Below are 18,263 nucleotides of genomic sequence, written 5' to 3' on the forward strand. Positions count from 1 at the left end.
ATCGTTGGCTTATTTTACAAAACTTTGCCATCTAAAAAGCTCCAAAATTTGAGTTCTTGCTTTTTGTGAGAAAATGGGAATTCCTCCAATCTATTTCTGCAACTAGAATCTGATGATTCGATACTTTTTCTCCAGCATTTCGTCTAATTGATTGTACGAGAAAGAGAGGTGCACCTCGGCATGCGAGATGAAGATTTGGTTCAAAAGGCTTTAGAGGGGGACGATTCAGCCTTCCGTGAGCTTCATGACCGCTACATTGGCCAAGTGCTCCGCTATGCATATATGCAGACGGGGGATTATCATCGGTCAGAAGAAATTGCTCAAGATGTCATGTATAAAATGGCGGTTCATTTAGCGAACTTTCAAGGAAGATCAAGCTTTAAAACTTGGCTGTTTACAATTGGAAGGCGGGTTGTTATCGATTACCATCGCAAGTATAAAAAAGAAAATAACACAGTCTATTTAAGCCCCGAGGACTTAGGGCATAAACAGGATAAACATTTAGTAGAACAAAATATTCTGGAATATTCGCTCAGAGAACAGATCATGGCCAGTATGGAAAAATTGTCCCCGGATGAAAAGACGGTCCTTTATTTAAGATTTTTTGAAGGAATGTCTATAAAAGAAACAGCCAAGGTAATGTCGAAAACGGTTATGGCGGTTAAATCGCTGCAAACAAGGGCTAAAAAGAAATTGTCAGCCCATTTAAAAAGCGAGGTGAATGATCATGAAAAAACAACTCGTACCGCCGAATAGCGAAAAGCGTGAAGAGTCAATAAAACAGCTTTTTCATCACTTTTATATAGAACCGACAGATGAATTTAAAGAAAAAAGTTTTCAAAAAGCTTTAGCCGGAATTGAATTAGCTAGAAATAAAGGGAGAAGGAAAAAAGCCGCTAGCAAGCTTCAGCTTGTATTCTCATTTGCGGCCGCAGCAGCTGTATGCATCCTTCTAATGATTTTTCCTCCTTTTCAAACAAATGAGACGAAAGAAGACGGCCAGCATTCAGATCAACAAAGCATACTAATGTCTCCCCAACAATCTCAAAATGCAGAAAAGGAAGAAGAAAAAGGAGATATCAACCGACCTGAATCGATCGAAATGACAATTTCATTGGAAGGAATGGAAGAAAAGGAGCTGTATCACCTCGTAAACATAAAGCAACTACCTTTTACCACATATATTCCGGATCGTTGGCAGGCAGAATATATTGAAGAAAAAAATTTGATCGGAGCAAAGCTGATAGCGGTGAATGAAAAATATGGGGAAGTTGATGTCATGTTTTTTCCAAAAGGGACATCTTTAGGAGAGGCGGAAAATTACATTACAGATGAATTGCTGGGAAATGTTTCTTATAAAGTTTTATCAGCGGAAGAAGAAGAGAAAAGAAATATACCTGATTGGTCTCTCCGTTCCTTTCATTATGAAAATGTAGAGCAGACGAGAACGGGCGAGATTTATTTAAGCGAGCATAACAGACAGTACTTTTATATACAGAGAGAGTTTGCTAATGAAGCATTGGAAGGATGGGGTTCAAGAACAACAACGATTTTGGAGCAATGGGAATGGAAGGACACGAAAAAAGGATTGTGGGATTAAAAAGTTTTATGAATCAGAAATGTGAGCAGCTACTATTTTTTCCGGTAAATACTTTTTCATCCACGGGGCAAACCCCGTGGATGGTTAATCTTCAGGCAATACTGTTTTTGCAATCGTTTGGTCGAGCGCTTCGAAATCATCGTAATGAATCACTTCATAAAGTTCCTTGCGAGTTTGCATATTCTCGAGCTCGCTTTTTTGAGTTCCAGACGATTTAATGGTTTGGAATAGGCGTTCATACGCTTTAGCGGCGGCGCGAAGAGATGAAACAGGATAAATCACCATTGAATAGCCGAGTTCCGAAAATTCTTCTGCTGTATAGTAAGGAGTTTTTCCAAACTCTGTCATGTTTGCGAGAAGAGGAGCTGAAATTGCCCGGCTCACCTTTAAAAAGTCTTCTTTTGTTGAAAGAGCCTCAGGAAAAATAGCGTCTGCTCCCGCTTCAACATATCTTTTGGCGCGTTCAATGGCGCTTTCAATTCCTTCAACTGCATAGGCATCCGTTCTGGCAACAACGACAAGAGTCGGCGCTGCCTGTTTAATAGCTTTAATTTTTTGCATCATCTCCTCTACAGACACAAGCTTTTTGCCGTTTAAATGTCCGCATTTTTTCGGAAGATCTTGATCTTCGATTTGGACAGCAGCTACTCGTGCTTCTGCCATTTCTTTAGCTGTTCGGGCGGCATTCAAAACACCGCCGAAACCGGTATCAATGTCAACGAGAAGCGGCAGATCAGCCGCCCGCACGATTTCCCGCGCCCGGCGGGCAACCTCTTCTGACGAGACGATGCCCAAGTCAGGAAGCCCTTGGCTCGCGGTATAGGCGGCGCCTGACAAATAAAGCGCTTGAAATCCTGCTTTTCTCGCTATAAGTGCAGCCATTCCATCATGGGCTCCAGGAATTTGAAGGATTTCCGGTGCGTTCATTAACGTTCGAAACCGATCGGCCAACTCCTCTTGTGTCGATTCTTTTTCAACGATCCAAACCATGGAATCACCTTCTTTTCTGTCATTTCATCTTAGCTTTACAGAACCATTAATTACGTTTCTAGAGGCAAGCCGTGTTTTTCATTAAACGAGCGCTGCCCTCGTCAAGTCTACTCGAGGGTGCCGCCCTGTATCCACGCTTCGCTTACGGTCTGTTTTGTACCCTGATCTTTTGTCTGTTAACTTCCGTCATTTGGTACAAAATCGATTCTTTCGTTCTTTTTGACTGCCCAAAAAATTTTCGCTTTACAGAACATTTTTCGGTGTGGCCGATTGCCACACCAGCTCGATATAGTTATCTCAAATGTTCTTACAAGGTTTATAACATGTTTTTTCTTGCCAAACAATGAAATTGCGCCAAAGTAACATGCATCTGATGCAAAACAACGTGTGATCTGCCCCGGATTTATATAACAAATAAGTTTACAAACTCATGTACAAACGTCTCTTCCAGCACGTTCTGGTCAAGCGAAACGTCTAAGATTTGCTTGAGCTGCTTGTTTGGGAACCGTGTTGCCAAATTGTTTTCATATTTTTGGATCAGCTTAGGCAGACCTTCTTGACGGCGGAATCTGTGGCCGATTGGATATTCCCGCACAACTTGGCGCGTTTCCGTTCCGTCTTTAAACCGTATTTGAACTGCGTTTGCAATTGACCGTTTGTCCGGATCGAGATAATCTTTGCTGAACTGTTTATTTTCCACAACTGTCATTTTTTCACGAAGCGCATCGATTCTCGGGTCTTGTGCGATTTCATCTTCGTAATGATCTGCTGTTAAATCGCCATAAATAAGACCGATGGCAGTAATATATTGAAGGCAATGATCACGATCAGCCGGGTTGAGAAGAGGTCCCGTTTTGTCGATGATGCGAATGGCTGATTCATGCGTCGTGATCGTGATTTCTTCGATCTCATCAAGGCGATCTTTTACTTCAGGATGAAGCTCAATGGCGCATTCAGCAGCTGTTTGCCCATGAAACTCTGCTGGATATGATATTTTAAATAAAATATTCTCGATTACGTATGATTCCAAAGGACGGGCGAGCTTCAGTTTCTGTCCTCGGAACAGCACGTCTTCAAATCCCCAGTTCGGAGCCGATAGGGCAGAAGGATATCCCATTTCACCTTTTATGGCCATAAATGCAAGACGTACAGCGCGGCTTGTTGCATCGCCAGCCGCCCACGACTTGCGAGAACCAGTATTTGGAGCATGTCGATATGTCCGAAGACTTGAATTGTCAATCCAGGCATTGGAAAGGGCGTTGATGATTTCATCTTTTCCCCCGCCAAGAAGCTTCGTAACGACAGCAGTTGAAGCAACCTTTACGAACAGCACGTGGTCAAGCCCGACTCTGTTCAGGCTGTTTTCAAGTGCCAGCACCCCTTGAATTTCGTGGGCTTTTATGATCGCTTCAAGAACTGTCCTCATATTGAGCGGCTTTTTCCCTTCTGCCACATTCGTTCGGCTTATGTAGTCGGCCGCAGCTAAAATTCCCCCCAAGTTATCAGAAGGGTGACCCCATTCCGCTGCAAGCCAAGTGTCATTATAATCGAGCCAGCGAATCATGCAGCCGATGTTAAATGCACCGTGCACGGGGTCTAATACATATGAAGTGCCAGGGACGCGGCACCCGTTTGGAACAACCGTCCCCGGAACGATCGGACCTAAAAGCTTTGTGCATTCAGGGTAGCGAAGAGCAAGTATGCCGCAGCCCAGCGTGTCTAACAACACATAGCGGGCGGTTTCAAACGCTTCTTTACTTTGAATTTCTTTATTTAGAACATAATCGGCAATTTCTTCAAGCAGTTTGTCTGTTTGTCGATTTTCATTATTTTTTACTAGTACTTCTGCCATTTTTACAACCTCCTAAGCTATCCATTACTGTTGTACTTTCAAAGAGCGTTTTCCTGTATATTTCACGCGCGGACGGAACAAACGGTTGTTATTATGCTGTTCGATCACATGGGCGCACAGGCCTGCTGTTCGAGCGCTGAAGAAAATAGGAGTATATAAATCAATCGGAATGCCAAGCATGTAATAGACAGGAGCCGCATAATAATCGAGGTTCGGATACAATCCTTTTTCCTCTCTCATAATGGTTTCCCCGGCTTCGCATATTTCAAGCAATCGAAAATCGCCCCGTTGTTCGGACAGCTGCTGCAATGCTTTTTTCATAAGCAATGCTCTTGGATCCATTTTTTTCATATAGACGCGATGGCCAAATCCCATGATCCGCTCTTTATTTGCTAATTTTTGTTTAATCAATCGCTCAAAATTTTCCTTTGTACCTGCTTCTTCAATTAAATACATCACCGCTTCATTGGCTCCGCCATGCAGGTGTCCTTTCAAAGAGGAAACCGCACCGGCGAGAGCACCATACAAATCTGCATGTGTAGACGATATGACGCGAGCGGCAAATGTAGAGTTTGGCATTTCATGTTCGATATAAGCGATGAGCGAGCGGTCGAATATTTTCGTTTCAAGTTCAGTTGGTTTTTTTCCTGTAATCATATATAAAAAATTTGCACTGTAGGAGAGATTTTCATCTGGTGGAATGACTTCTTGTTGATTGAGTAGATGATAACTGCTGGCAAGAATGGATGGCATCTGTCCTAGAAGATTGATAGATTTCGTTTTATTGGCCTGTTCAGATCTGTCATCAATGAGCGGGTCAAATCCTGCTAAAATGGAAATGCCTGTTCTCAGGGCGTCCATTGGATGAGTTGTCTTCGGCAGCTTGGAAAATACGTCGTAAAGCACGTCTGGAAGCTCTCTTTTCGCTAGAAGCTCGTTTTCAAATCTAGCTCTTTCTTGTTCAGACGGAAGCTTGCCTTCAAGCAGCAAAAACGCAACCTCGACATATGATTTTGTTTCGGCAAGTTCAATTAAATCGTATCCTCGAATGACAATTTCTTCATTTTCTACATCGAGAAACGAAATCGTTGTCTCAGCTGCCACTACGTTTTCTAATCCTGGTCTAAACTCCATCAAATATACCTCCTTCAAAAGTTTTCGAAAACGCTTTACTATTGATGCAAACAGGGAAAAATGAATATCGGGATGATCGATCGCTTTCACAAATTTTGTTATTGGGCAATTGCTGAGACAATAACATTGTTCATTTCTTAAAGCCTATTCATTTCTCCCAAATCTCAAAGCGATCTTGCTATAATTGACCGCCTCTCCTTGTCGAAGCTTAAATGGTTAGGAAACCATTTTTTTACTTCTGGAACAAATATAGCACATTTTTAAAAAAAAGAAAATGAATCTTCGGAATTTTCGTTTTTGTAAAACGACAGCTTTCACAAAATTCATTTGAAGAACTGACTTTAAAAATGGAAGTCAGCTTCCAGCAATCGGCGGCTTTGCGGTTTTAATGTCTTTTGGATGTTGACTGCTTATTTATATCTATTCAAATCTTTTAAATAGACTGGAAAAATAGTACGATATAAGTAAAAAATAACATACTTTCTTCATTGGATTTCATAAAAGGATGGGAAAAATGACAGAGAAAAAAATCGGCATAATAGATTTAGGATCGAACTCCATTCGCCTCGTTATTTTTCATATTGATCAAAATGGACAATATAAAGAGCTTTACAATTTTAAGATCAATGCCCGTTTAGCTACGTATATTGACGCCGAAGGAAATTTGTCCAACGAGGGGATCGAGGTTGTCATCGATTCTTTAAAAAAATTTGTTCCAATCGTTCAATTTCATCAAGTGGCAGAAACGAAAGGGGTTGCAACGGCAGCTATTAGATCTGCCAAAAACCGGAAAATGGTCTTAGAGGCTATAAAAAGAGAGACGAATTTCGATTTTCGCGTCCTTTCCGGCCAAGAAGAAGCCTATTACGGCTACTTAGCTGTTATACATTCCGTATATTTAACTGAAGGCATAACCATTGATATAGGCGGAGCAAGCACGGAAGTTGCGTATTTTAAAAATCGGGAGCTCGTCCATTCATACAGTTTTCCGTTTGGGGCCCTCACATTAAAGAAAAGGTTTATTGCCAACAGCGAACCGAAAGAATCGGAAATGAAAGAGCTGACAGCGTTTTTGCGAAATGAATTTTCTTCGCAAAAATGGCTTAAAAACAAAAATGTTCCGGTAATCGGGATAGGCGGCAGCGCCAGAAATCTAATACGGCTTCATCAAAATAAAACCAATTACCCGTTATTTGGTATTCATCAATATGAAATGGAACCGAATGAAATTAAAAAAATAAATCAATGGCTGATCGGAATGACTGTCTCGGAGCGTCAAAAATTAGATGGACTGTCGAAGGAACGCGCGGATATCATCATTCCTGCAATTGAAGCAATTTATACGCTGACGGAAATCGTATCAGCTCCATTTTTTACAATGAGCAGCAAAGGCTTAAGGGAAGGGGTCTTTTTTGAGGAGGTGTTTTCCAACTTAAACGTCCGGTCTTTTTCTCAAGTAGCGGACGAAACATTTTCCAAGCTGGCAAGTGATTATAAAATCAACTTGAAGAATACATCATTTCTCCTTCGTCTTGCTTACGTATTTGTCAGTGAATGTGAGGCAAAGAAAATTATATCTTTTACTCAAGAGGAAAAAGAAATTTTGTTTAAAAGCACAAAGCTGGTTCAATTCGGGGAATTTATCGATCATCATTCAAGCAGTCAGCATACGTTTTATATTTTGACAAATCGATCGCTTGACGGAATCAGTCATAAAATGCGGTTGAAACTCGCATGCGTCGCTTCCTTTAAGTCCAAAAAAACTTTGATGAAATATATCTCTCCTTACAAATCATTATTAACGGAAGAAGAAATTTTATCGCTGGAGCGATTAGGCGCGATTTTGAAATTCCTTTATTCCCTCAACACGACACACCGTTGCATCATTTCCGAGCTGGAGGTGAACAAAAAGGAGGGGGAAAAGATGGAAATATCTTTAGCCTGCAACAGTGATTATACTTTTGAAGAGCAGGAAGCAAATAAGCAAAAAAAGCATATGGAACGCGCTTTTAACTGCCAAGTCGAATTATCATTTACACTCGTCTAATGGACATACGAAAGGTAAAAGGTGGGCGAAATTATGCAAGATAAGAAAGAACAATTGATTCCAGATATAAGCCGTCCAGAATTTTATAATAACCGGGAATTAAGCTGGCTTGCATTTAATGAGCGTGTCATGCAAGAGGCCATTGACTTTGAAAATCCTTTGCTTGAGCGGATGAAGTTTTTAGCTATATTCAGCTCGAACTTAGATGAGTTCTTCATGGTGAGGGTTGCTGGTTTAAAAGATCAAGAAAAAGCTGGTTTTAATTTACCGGAAAATAAAGCCGGCATGACGCCAAAGCAGCAGCTTAACGCCATTTCGGCGAAATGCCACACATTGGTCGAACGCCAATATGCAATATTTAATGAATATGTACAGGGGGAATTAAAAGAGGAAGGGATTGAATTTCTCAAGCTTAATGAATTAACTGGCGAACAATTCCGCTTTTTGGAACAAAAGTTTGATGAGCAAATTTTCCCGGTTTTGACGCCTCTTGCGATCGATGCGTACAGACCGTTTCCAATGCTTTTAAATAAATCGTTGAACTTGGCCGTATTGCTTCAATATAAGAAAAAAGAGCGGAAAAACCCTTTTTTTGCGATCGTTCAAGTTCCTGCTGTTTTGCCTCGATTCATTGAAGTGCCGAATCAAGATGGAAAGAGGCAGTTTGTATTTCTTGAGGATTTGATCAGCAGTTTTATTTACAAACTGTTTCTCGGTTACAACATCATTTCGGTCTCACCGTTTCGCATTACGAGGAATGCAGATCTGACCATTGATGAAGAAGGGGCGCGGGATTTGCTGGAAGTGATTGAGAAGGAGCTGAAAAAGCGGAAGTGGGGTGCGGCGGTCAGGCTTGAAATTCAAAAAGGAACGATAGATGAACGTGTTTTAAATTATTTAATGGATGTGCTGGAAATTCAAAAAATGGATGTTTATGAAGTGGACGGCCCGATCGATTTAACGTTTTTATTTCCATTTTATACCCATTTGCTGACCGATTTTGAGCACCTTGTTCATGATTCGTTCATTCCACCACCCCCGCTCGACTTGCCGAACGGAAATTTGTTCGAAGCTATATTAAAACGGGACTTATTATTACACCATCCGTACGAGTCCTTTCAGCCTGTTGTTGAATTTATTGAAAGTGCAGCGGATGACCCTCAAGTGTTGGCAATCAAGCAGACGCTGTATCGTGTAAGCGGAAATTCGCCGATTGTTCAAGCATTGGCAAAAGCGGCGGAAAACGGGAAGCAGGTGACGGTTTTAGTTGAATTAAAGGCAAGATTTGATGAAGAGAACAACATCCATTGGGCAAAAATGCTTGAACAGCACGGAGTTCACGTTATTTACGGCTTTCACCATTTAAAAACGCACAGCAAAATTACCCTTGTCGTCCGGCAGGAAGAAGGAACGGGTAAAATTCAACGCTTCGTTCATCTGAGCACGGGAAATTACAATGATGTCACGGCGAAACTGTATACGGATATCGGCTTTTTTACAAGCGAAGAAACATTTGGGATCGATGCAACCAACTTTTTTAATTATTTGAGCGGTTATGCGGAAAAACCGGATTGGAATCATTTTTCTGTATCGCCATATGATATGCGGGAGACCTTTATCAAACTCATCAATCAAGAAATCGAATGGCACCAGAAAAGCGGCAAAGGCCGGATTATTGCCAAAATGAATTCTTTAACAGATAAAACGATCATCATGAAGCTTTATGAAGCTTCGCAGGCTGGAGTCAAAATTGACTTGATCGTAAGGGGAATTTGCTGTTTGCGACCGCAAATAAAAGGCGTGAGCGAAAACATTCAAGTGCGAAGCATCGTCGGCCGCTTTTTGGAGCATAGCCGTATTTTTTACTTTCACCATTTTGGGGAGGAGAAAATTTTCTTATCCTCTGCTGACTGGATGACAAGAAACATGATTAAACGTGTTGAAATTCTTTTTCCGATTTATGATGTCCGTTTAAAAGAGCGTTTGAAAAACATCTTGGACATACAACTAAAGGACAACGTCAAAGCGCGTTTTCAGGATGCAACCGGCGATTATCATTATGTTGAACGGTCGGAAAACGAGCCAGTCATTAACTCGCAAAAAATTTTTTATGAAGAAGTGGTTCGCTACCATGACGCTGACTGATCAGCAGCGCAAGTTTTATGAAAACTAGAGAACTTTTTCACATGCGGAAATGATCATATCCGATTAAAATGATAGATTTTTGTCCCCTTCAAACAAATTGCTTTCAGATTCGAAATGTTTAGTATTATAATGAGTCTTGAATGAATTTTTTGCTATTTTTTGAAAAAAGGGGATGAATAAATGAAATATCGCAAATTGGGAAGAACGGGGCTAAAGGTTAGTGAAATCAGCTTGGGAAGCTGGCTTACATACGGAAACTCCATCGAAAAAGAAACGGCCATTCGGACGATTGACAAAGCGTATGAGCTAGGCATCAATTCATTTGATACAGCGAACGTTTATGCAACTGGGGAAGCGGAAAAGGTTGTCGGTGAAGCATTGCGGAAATATCCGCGTGAATCATATGTTTTGGCAACGAAAGTATTTTGGCCGATGGGAGATGGCCCCAATGACAAAGGCTTATCGCGGAAGCATGTGTTTGAACAGCTCCATGCCAGTTTAAAACGCCTTCAATTAGATTACGTTGACATTTATTACTGCCACCGCTATGATCCGGAAACACCGATCGATGAAACGCTGCGCACAATTGATGATCTTGTCCGGCAAGGAAAAGTGTTATATGTCGGCGTCAGTGAATGGACTGCTCAGCAAATACAAGAAGCTCTTGGCACAGCAGATCGATATTTGCTGGACCGCATCGTTGTCAACCAGCCGCAATATAATATGCTGAACCGTTATATTGAAAAGGAGATTATTCCAGTCTGCGAACATAACGGTATTAGCCAAATTGTTTTTTCGCCGCTTGCACAAGGTGTTCTGACGGGGAAATATAAGCGCAATGGAGACATCCCAGAAGGAAGCCGTGCGAGTGATCCAAAAGCAAATAAATATATCAATGATTTGCTGACAGATGAAAATTTATTGAAGGTAGAAAAATTAGGAAAAGTGGCGGATAAATTAGGAATTAAACTTTCCCAATTGGCGATTGCTTGGGTATTGCGGCAGCCGAATGTTGCCAGCGCTCTGATCGGATCCACCAAGCCGGAGCAAGTCGAAGAAAACGTCAAAGCAATTGATGTGGAATTAACGGAAGATGTGCTCGAGGAAATTGAGCAAATCCTGTCGTAGTTCTCCTTATGGCAGAATTTTGATTGAAGAACAGACGTTTCAATAAAAAAGGGGAGAAAGGATTGTTTTTGTTCAACAAGTCTTTCTCCCTTTTATTTTTCATTTTTTGGACTTGGAAGCGATGCAGTCACCCCTTTAATTTCTTAATTGATTTGAGTGCCGGACCTTCTACAACATCGCCGTCTATTGAAAATCTCGAACCATGGCATGGACAATCCCATGTTTTCTCGCCGCTGTTCCATTCTAATTCACAGCCTAAATGGGTGCAGGTAGTATCTACGATGTGGAGGCTGCCATTTTCATCTTTGTAGGCACCGGCTCTTTTTCCGTTATAGGAAACGACTGCTCCTTCATCAGGGGCTAAATCTTCCGGCTTTCTTAGAGCAAACTCAAGCTTTCCTTCAATCAAATGCTTTGCAACATCCGTATTCATTGAAATAAACTGCTTCACGCTTGGATCTGCTTGAAATCTTGCTGGGGTAAAAAGCTCGCGATATCGGTTTTCCTTTCCTTTAATTATATCGACAAGCAGTCGTGCGGCGGCTGTGCCGTTTGTCATTCCCCATTTTCGAAACCCTGTCGCAAACAGGATATTTGCTTTCTGTTCGTTTATATGTCCAATATAAGGAATTTTATCCAACGTTGTTAAGTCTTGAGTAGACCATCGGTAAGGAATTTTTTGTATGCCGAATGCTTGATCGCCAAAAGCTTGAAGGGACTCGTAATGCTGAATCATCGGGATTCCTTGTCCAGTTTTATGATTTTCACCTGCGATCAGCACAAGCTTTTCTCCATTGATCGTGACGGACCGAAGCGACCGAACCGGATTTTCGGCGCTGATGTACATGCCGCCGGGATACTCAATTTTTGTTTTGACAGCAATAATATACGATCTTTCCGCATACATTCTTGAAAAATAAAAGGCGGCATCATAGAAAGGAAAATGCGAACAAATGAATACATAGTTGCACAAAATGTGATAACCGTCTTTTGTCAAAATTTTCGGGTGTGGGCCGTGTTTTATATCGACAGCTGCTGTATTCTCATAGATGTCTATCCCTTTTTCCGACGCGTTTTCCACAAGCTTTTGCAAATATTTTAACGGATGAAATTGGGCTTGATTTTTCATCACAACTGCTGTTTTTGCCTGTACGGGAACAGGGATGTTTTCCACAAGCTCTCCTTGAATTCCAAGCTTTTCATATGCTTTATATTCGTTTTCGATTTTTTTTATGTATTGCTCTGAATTCGTATAAACATATGCATCCTCTTCTTTCCAATCGCATTCGATGTTGTGCTCCTGTATCGTTTGTTTGATAAACTCCATCGCATCGCTGGCTGCTTCATAATATAGCTTTGCATTGCTTTCCCCAAAGTGCTGTATAAATTCATCATAAATCAGCCCGTGTTGTGCGGTGACTTTTGCGGTTGTATGCCCGGTCGTACCATTTAAAATACGATCCGATTCGATCAGCGCGGTTTTGATTCCTTCTTTCGCAAGCAGATAGGCGCTTGTGATGCCTGTGATCCCGCCGCCTACAATCGCTACATCAACAAAAATATCTTTGTCAAGCTTGTTGAAGGAGGGCAGCTGAACAGAATCTGGCCAGAACGGTTTCGAAAGCTTAGGAAGTTCATTTTTACTAACGGCTTCTTTCATAAAAAAGTTCCTCCTATTAGATCTGATGATGCTTTTATCTTTGCCTAATATTTGGGTTGTTATGTGCATCTGATAATTTTGAGCGGCCTTTTTATTTCAATTAAGATATGCTACGTTTCAAAGAAATAAGTTGCTGATCCCAATCATTCCTTGCTTCTACTTAGGGTTGCTGTAGGAAAATGCAGATTGAGACCACTAAGTAAATTCCGAAATAAAAAGCCTAATTCTCTCATTTTAAATGATGAGAAATTAGGCTTTTTCCTTAATTAGACAATATAAATTATAATGGACAAACATTAAAGCATAAGTTTCTTTACGAAGAGCACTCGAATAGTTATTATATGACTACAACCGAAATAACTAAAATTACACATTTTTATTATCATTGTATTCTTTAAGTAATTTTTCACATAAATCCTTGCAAATTCCTTGAGAATGGTATCTACTCAATAATTCACTTAGGTTTATGAATATTTTATTTTCATTTAATATATTTTTAAAATCTTGATAAGTGCCCTTTCTATTAATTTTCACCTTTGTTTCAGGGAAAAGGCTATTTATTTTATTATTGACTTTGTTATTGATTCTTCACTCTCAGCCACTGGGTTTTATAATGTTGAAGCAAAAGTCAAAATTGTTTCGATAAAATGTATATCATCTTCATATAAACCATTTTTTCATCCATTCACTTACAGCTAAAATCCCCACAAGTATCACTCCTAAAAAAATAAGACATCTGCCATACGAATAGCTCAGCTTACAGCTATTGCAATGTTCTCAGCGGTAGTTTTACTCATTCTAGTATTCTTTTTTAAGTAAACTGGAAGTCTTGTTCTAACCATAGCAGCTGCATCTGAACCAGCATTTTCAAATTGCGTTAACCAATTTCCGATTTTTTACTATTATTTTTAAACGTTCTGGCAGTAGCTGCGTCTATTATGTTAAAATGTCTTGCCGCATCAAATACCGCATCTCCACCCGCTCTAAGCAACTGTGCGACTTTCACTAGAACACCCATATTATAATGAGTACTGCCTAAAAATCCATTTTGAGAAGCTTAAAATGTAATAGTAATGATAACCATTGTGAACATTAAACTTTATTCAGCACCCTTTAATAGGTACAATGAATATTGACACCGCGAGCGAACAAAAGCTGGAATATCGGTGTAAAGGAGTGTGTCTGTCTTGTTTGATTTAATGCCTTTAATGCTGGAGCGAGTGGGAATTTTAGTCATTTTAGCTTTTTTGTTATCAAGGATGAAGGCATTTCGGCGAATGATTCATCATGAGCATGGATTAAGCGAAAAGCTAATGCTGATTGCCGTATTTGGATCTTTTGGCATTATTAGTAATTATACTGGTGTCGAAATTGCTCAAGGCAATATCAGCTCACAAACATGGCAAATAGAAGTGGATGGAGATGCCGCAATTGCCAATACAAGAATTATGGGAGTAGTGATTGGGGGATTGCTTGGCGGTCCATTCGTCGGCATCGGCACTGGTCTAGTAGCAGGACTGCATCGGATGACATTAGGAGGATTTACCGCGTTTGCTTGCGGAGCATCTACTATTTTGGCTGGATTCGTGACCGGTTTCCTTTGGAAGCGTTTTAGAATAAAAGACAATTTTTCACCTTGGAAAGCTGTTTTGACCGGAATTTTTATGGAATGTACTCAAATGGGACTTATTCTCTTACTTGCCCGCCCGTTTGAATCCGCAGTTAAGCTTGTAGAATTAATCGCTCTTCCGATGATTACGATTAACGGATTTGGGACTCTTATTTTTATTTTAATTATTCATTCGATTCTAGTGGAGGAAGAGCGGACGAAGGCGCTTCAAACACATAAATCTTTTTACATCGCGCAGCAGACCTTGCCATTTTTCCGAAAAGGCTTAAATGAGCATTCGTGTAAAAAAGTAGCGGAAATTATTTTAAAATGGACGAAAGCAGATGCCATTTCCATTACCAATCGGGAAATTGTACTCGCTCATATCGGTGCCGGTTCTGATCATCATAAGCAGGGGCAAACTTTAGTAACAAAGCTGACAAAAAAGGTTTTAGAGCGGGGGAAAATCATTAAAGCAAAATCGAAGGAGGAAATCCAATGCCCAAATTCTGATTGTCCGCTTCAGTCAGCGATTGTTATGCCGCTTCAAGTACACAACCAAACGGTTGGCACGTTAAAGCTTTATTTTTTAGACCCGAGTCTTATGGATAAAGTGGAGCAAGAGCTGGCGGAAGGACTTAGCAAGCTGTTTTCTACCCAATTGGAGCTTGCTGATGCAGAACTGCAGAGAAAACTGCTGAAAGATGCAGAAATTAAAGCTTTGCAGGCGCAAATTAATCCGCATTTCCTGTTCAATTCGTTAAACACGATTTCCAGCTTGATCAGAACTGATGCGGATAAAGCTAGAAAGCTTCTTTTAAAATTAAGCGTGTTCTTCCGAAGTAATTTACAGGGAGCTAGACAATTTGTCATTCCGCTTGAAAAAGAGCTTGAGCATGTTGAAGCGTACTTATCTATTGAGCAGACAAGATTTCCTGATAAATATCATGTAAGTTTTGATATTGACCAAAGCTTAAAGAAAGTAATGGTTCCGCCGTTTACGCTTCAGCCTCTCGTCGAAAACGCTATCAAGCACGCTTTTGCCAATAAGGAGCATGGGAAAGTGTCCATTCGGGCGTATGCAGAAAATGATCAAATGATCTTAATCACCGAAGATAATGGCAGCGGCATTCCTGATCATTTATTGCGCCAATTGGGAAATCAGACCGTTCAATCGAATGATGGAACAGGAACAGCTCTTTGGAATATAAAAAAACGAATAGAAGAAATTTATGATTCCGCCGGAGCCTTCCATATTAAAAGTGATGAAAATGGAACGAAAGTGACGATTAAGTTTCCATTAGAAATGAAAGGAGAAGTAGCCGTATGATCAAGGCTTTTATCGTGGAGGATGAACCGTTGGCAAGAGACGAACTTATTTACTTGCTTAAAAGGAGCAAGCAGGTAGAGATTGTTGGGGAAGCGGAACAAATGGATGAAGCGATTGAAAAAATCCGCCAGACCGACATGGATGTGATCTTTCTCGATATACAGCTGTCATCTCATGAACAAGGGATTAGACTTGCTGAAAAGCTAATGGAGATTGATCATAGACCTGAGATTGTTTTTGCAACCGCTTATGATGAGTACGCTTTGAAAGCATTTGAGCTGAATGCGGTTGATTACATTTTGAAGCCGTTTGATGAAGAAAGGATATTTCATACAATTGAAAAAATTTCAAAGCGGCTGGAAGCCCGCCAAGAAAAAAGACCGCAATATTTTCAAATGCAGGATGAAAAGATTCCTGTGTCATTAGACGACCGCATTCTGCTTATTAACGTGAAAGATATTCTTTATATTGAGTTTAATGACGGAAAAACCATTATCACTTGCCGCGATCAAAAATATGAAGTTAAAGAATCGCTTGTCACTTTTGAAAGAAAGCTGCAGCAAACGCACATCATGCGTGTTCATAGAGCTTATTTAGTCAACTTGAATGAAATAGTTGAAATTCAGCCGTGGTTCAACTCCACGTATCATGTAATCATGAAAAATGGCGAATCGATCCCGGTCAGCAGAACTTATACGAAGGAACTGAAAAAGCGATTGGGCATTTAAAAAAAGCTGAAAGCTTTAAGCAATATTTGTGACAAAATTGTTGCAATTCAATTTAAGAAATTGACGATTTATCCCCGGATTCTTGCATTTTGTTTTGAAAACCGATCATGAAGATGTTTATTTAATACAATGAATGTAAAAAGCAAGAACAAAGGGGAGGTTGCAAAAAAATGAATGCGATTACAATCGTGATTGCCTCAATGTGTATTTTAATGATCGCCTACCGTCTTTACGGAACATTTATGGCTGTAAAAGTTTTGAAGCTGGATGATTCAAAACCGACACCAGCTCACGAATTAAATGATGGAAAGGATTATGTTCCGACGAATAAATGGGTAAGCTTCGGGCATCACTTTGCCGCTATTGCTGCAGCAGGACCGCTCGTCGGACCGATCCTGGCCGCACAATTTGGATATTTGCCCAGTCTACTGTGGCTTTTGATTGGTGCCGTAATTGGGGGAGCCGTCCATGATGCAGTCGTTTTATTTGCTTCCATGCGGCAAAAAGGGAAATCATTATCGGAAGTAGCAAAAGAAGAATTAGGCCCGGTAGCCGGCTTTTGTACAGGACTTGCCATGCTGTTTATTATTACCATAACAATGGCTGGTCTTTCCATGGTTGTTCTTCATGCATTGGAAAAAAACCCTTGGGGCACGTTTGCAGTCGGAATCACCATTCCTATTGCAATGGGAGTCGGAATTTTCTATAAGAAAACAGGCAATTTAAAATTAGCTTCAACAGTTGGCTTTATTTTATTAATGATAGGTGTTTTCGCAGGACCTTCCATACAAGAAACAGCTCTTGGGGATTGGTTGACATTCGATACTAAAACTTTGGCGCTTATTTTACCAATCTATGCATTTTTTGCTGCGGCTTTGCCGGTTTGGCTGCTGCTTGCTCCTCGTGATTATTTGAGCAGCTTTATGAAAATCGGTGTGTTCATTGCGCTGATCATTGGTGTTTTTATCATTAATCCTTCTATTGAAATGCCGGCCTTTACAGAATTTATCCACGGCGGAGGGCCGATTTTAGCTGGACCTGTTTGGCCGTTTATATCGATTACAATTGCATGCGGTGCGATTTCAGGATTTCACGCTTTTGTCGGATCGGGTACAACGCCGAAAATGCTTAATAAGTGGAGCGATATAAAAGTTGTCGGCTTTGGAGCCATGTTGGTGGAATGTTTGGTCGGCATCATGGCGCTGATCGCTGCAACAGCTCTTCATCCGGCAGATTATTTTGCGATCAATTCCGCACCGGAAGTATTCCGGACACTTGGAATGGATGTTATTAATTTACCAGCTTTAAGCCAGGAAATAGGTTTAAATTTGGAAGGAAGAACAGGTGGAGCGGTTACACTTGCAGTTGGAATGACTTATATTTTTACTGCGATTCCATGGTTTGAGAATTTGGCTTCGTATTTTTTCCAATTTGTTATAATGTTTGAGGCTGTTTTCATTTTAACTGCGATTGATGCAGGAACACGTGTAGCACGTTATTTAATTCAAGATTTCTTCGGTGAAGTGTATAAACCATTAAAAAAGGTAGACTCCGTTCCGGCTTCCGTATTTGCAAGCGCTTTAGCCTGTTTTATGTGGGGGTACCTGCTTTACTCAGGAGATATTGGATCGGTTTGGGCATTGTTTGGCGTATCGAACCAGCTGATGGCGTCCATCGGACTGATTGTCGGTGCGACAGTCATTTTAAAAATTGCCGATAAACGAAGATATATGCTTACTTGCCTCATTCCGTTAGCTTATTTATTTGCTACAGTAAACTATGCAGGCTACTGGATGACCGTAAATGTTTATTTAAATCCGGAAGCTGCAGGCTACAACGTATTAAACGGAATTTTATCCATCATTATGCTCGTTCTTGGTATTGTCATCTTGGCAACGGCATTGAAAAAATGGATTGAAATATGGAATGATCCGGGCTTTCAAATGGAGGCTAAATCAGCCTGACACAAGGGTAATTGGGCGGCTCATTTGTTGATGCCGCTCTTTATTTGTTTAAACATCACAACAGCGGTGGCGACAG

Annotated in this window: 13 protein-coding genes; 8 read left to right on the plus strand and 5 right to left on the minus strand. The window is 40.6% G+C overall.

What is annotated here, in order from left to right; all coding sequences use genetic code 11:
• The first annotated feature begins 180 nt into the window (after positions 1–180).
• Entirely contained in the window at positions 181–756 is a 576-nt protein-coding gene (locus NSQ84_RS08335; protein ID WP_063389561.1) for an RNA polymerase sigma factor, read from the plus strand.
• Positions 728–1,600, plus strand: coding sequence for a hypothetical protein (locus NSQ84_RS08340; protein ID WP_339212611.1), 873 nt, complete (start codon positions 728–730; stop codon positions 1,598–1,600). The genes NSQ84_RS08335 and NSQ84_RS08340 overlap by 29 nt, the downstream gene beginning before the upstream one ends.
• Before the next feature lie 84 nt (positions 1,601–1,684).
• On the opposite strand, the gene prpB is transcribed toward NSQ84_RS08340, so the two are convergent.
• The 3 genes from prpB to mmgD all read right to left on the minus strand — a co-directional run bounded on the left by prpB (position 1,685) and on the right by mmgD (position 5,576).
• Positions 1,685–2,590 carry a methylisocitrate lyase gene (prpB, locus tag NSQ84_RS08345; protein ID WP_066246659.1) on the minus strand — a complete coding sequence of 302 codons (906 nt, stop codon included), beginning with the start codon at positions 2,588–2,590 and terminating at the stop codon, positions 1,685–1,687.
• Positions 2,591–2,993: 403 nt separating this feature from the next.
• Positions 2,994–4,442 carry a bifunctional 2-methylcitrate dehydratase/aconitate hydratase gene (locus NSQ84_RS08350; RefSeq protein ID WP_066246660.1) on the minus strand — a complete coding sequence of 483 codons (1,449 nt, stop codon included), beginning with the start codon at positions 4,440–4,442 and terminating at the stop codon, positions 2,994–2,996.
• A gap of 24 nt (positions 4,443–4,466) precedes the next feature.
• Complete coding sequence (gene mmgD / locus NSQ84_RS08355) at positions 4,467–5,576, minus strand: citrate synthase (RefSeq protein WP_063389557.1); 1,110 nt, start codon at positions 5,574–5,576, stop codon at positions 4,467–4,469.
• 514 nt (positions 5,577–6,090) lie between these two features.
• On the opposite strand from mmgD, the gene ppx reads away from it, so the two are divergent.
• From ppx to NSQ84_RS08370, 3 genes are all read left to right on the plus strand, one after another.
• Entirely contained in the window at positions 6,091–7,623 is a 1,533-nt protein-coding gene (gene ppx, locus NSQ84_RS08360) for an exopolyphosphatase (RefSeq protein ID WP_165381924.1), read from the plus strand.
• Between the two features lie 33 nt (positions 7,624–7,656).
• On the plus strand, positions 7,657–9,768 hold the full coding sequence (locus NSQ84_RS08365) for an RNA degradosome polyphosphate kinase (RefSeq protein WP_327873836.1): 2,112 nt from the start codon (positions 7,657–7,659) through the stop codon (positions 9,766–9,768).
• A 180-nt stretch (positions 9,769–9,948) separates the two neighbouring features.
• A complete protein-coding gene (locus NSQ84_RS08370) occupies positions 9,949–10,896 on the plus strand; it encodes an aldo/keto reductase family protein (protein WP_063389554.1) in 948 nt (315 codons plus the stop codon).
• 127 nt (positions 10,897–11,023) lie between these two features.
• Here NSQ84_RS08370 and NSQ84_RS08375 read toward each other — a convergent pair whose 3' ends face one another.
• Entirely contained in the window at positions 11,024–12,556 is a 1,533-nt protein-coding gene (locus NSQ84_RS08375; protein ID WP_327873835.1) for an FAD-dependent oxidoreductase, read from the minus strand.
• Positions 12,557–13,433: 877 nt separating this feature from the next.
• On the minus strand, positions 13,434–13,562 hold the full coding sequence (locus NSQ84_RS08380) for a hypothetical protein (protein WP_277986809.1): 129 nt from the start codon (positions 13,560–13,562) through the stop codon (positions 13,434–13,436).
• 181 nt (positions 13,563–13,743) lie between these two features.
• Between NSQ84_RS08380 and NSQ84_RS08385 the strand changes: the two genes are divergently transcribed.
• The 3 genes from NSQ84_RS08385 (at position 13,744) to cstA (ending at position 18,187) form a co-directional block, all read left to right on the plus strand.
• Positions 13,744–15,495 (plus strand): sensor histidine kinase, encoded by a 1,752-nt coding sequence (locus NSQ84_RS08385; RefSeq protein ID WP_339195527.1) that lies wholly within the window; start codon positions 13,744–13,746, stop codon positions 15,493–15,495.
• The gene (locus NSQ84_RS08390; protein WP_063389552.1) at positions 15,492–16,223 is read left to right on the plus strand and encodes a LytTR family DNA-binding domain-containing protein; all 732 of its coding nucleotides are present in this window, start codon (positions 15,492–15,494) and stop codon (positions 16,221–16,223) included. The genes NSQ84_RS08385 and NSQ84_RS08390 overlap by 4 nt, the downstream gene beginning before the upstream one ends.
• Before the next feature lie 170 nt (positions 16,224–16,393).
• Positions 16,394–18,187 carry a carbon starvation protein CstA gene (gene cstA / locus NSQ84_RS08395; RefSeq protein ID WP_063389551.1) on the plus strand — a complete coding sequence of 598 codons (1,794 nt, stop codon included), beginning with the start codon at positions 16,394–16,396 and terminating at the stop codon, positions 18,185–18,187.
• Positions 18,188–18,263 lie beyond the last annotated feature (76 nt).

It is taken from the genome of Aeribacillus sp. FSL K6-3256 (assembly GCF_037965805.1).
GTDB lineage: Bacteria > Bacillota > Bacilli > Bacillales > Aeribacillaceae > Aeribacillus > Aeribacillus composti.

What these genes read in the sequence shown, in the direction of transcription:
- NSQ84_RS08350 (WP_066246660.1), bottom strand. Translation starts at nt 4,442, where the DNA reads ATGGCAGAAGTACTAGTAAAAAATAATGAAAATCGACAAACAGACAAA.
- ppx (WP_165381924.1), top strand. Translation starts at nt 6,091, where the DNA reads ATGACAGAGAAAAAAATCGGCATAATAGATTTAGGATCGAACTCCATT.
- cstA (WP_063389551.1), top strand. Translation starts at nt 16,394, where the DNA reads ATGAATGCGATTACAATCGTGATTGCCTCAATGTGTATTTTAATGATC.
- NSQ84_RS08370 (WP_063389554.1), top strand. Translation starts at nt 9,949, where the DNA reads ATGAAATATCGCAAATTGGGAAGAACGGGGCTAAAGGTTAGTGAAATC.
- mmgD (WP_063389557.1), bottom strand. Translation starts at nt 5,576, where the DNA reads ATGGAGTTTAGACCAGGATTAGAAAACGTAGTGGCAGCTGAGACAACG.
- NSQ84_RS08375 (WP_327873835.1), bottom strand. Translation starts at nt 12,556, where the DNA reads ATGAAAGAAGCCGTTAGTAAAAATGAACTTCCTAAGCTTTCGAAACCG.
- prpB (WP_066246659.1), bottom strand. Translation starts at nt 2,590, where the DNA reads ATGGTTTGGATCGTTGAAAAAGAATCGACACAAGAGGAGTTGGCCGAT.
- NSQ84_RS08340 (WP_339212611.1), top strand. Translation starts at nt 728, where the DNA reads ATGAAAAAACAACTCGTACCGCCGAATAGCGAAAAGCGTGAAGAGTCA.
- NSQ84_RS08390 (WP_063389552.1), top strand. Translation starts at nt 15,492, where the DNA reads ATGATCAAGGCTTTTATCGTGGAGGATGAACCGTTGGCAAGAGACGAA.
- NSQ84_RS08335 (WP_063389561.1), top strand. Translation starts at nt 181, where the DNA reads ATGCGAGATGAAGATTTGGTTCAAAAGGCTTTAGAGGGGGACGATTCA.
- NSQ84_RS08365 (WP_327873836.1), top strand. Translation starts at nt 7,657, where the DNA reads ATGCAAGATAAGAAAGAACAATTGATTCCAGATATAAGCCGTCCAGAA.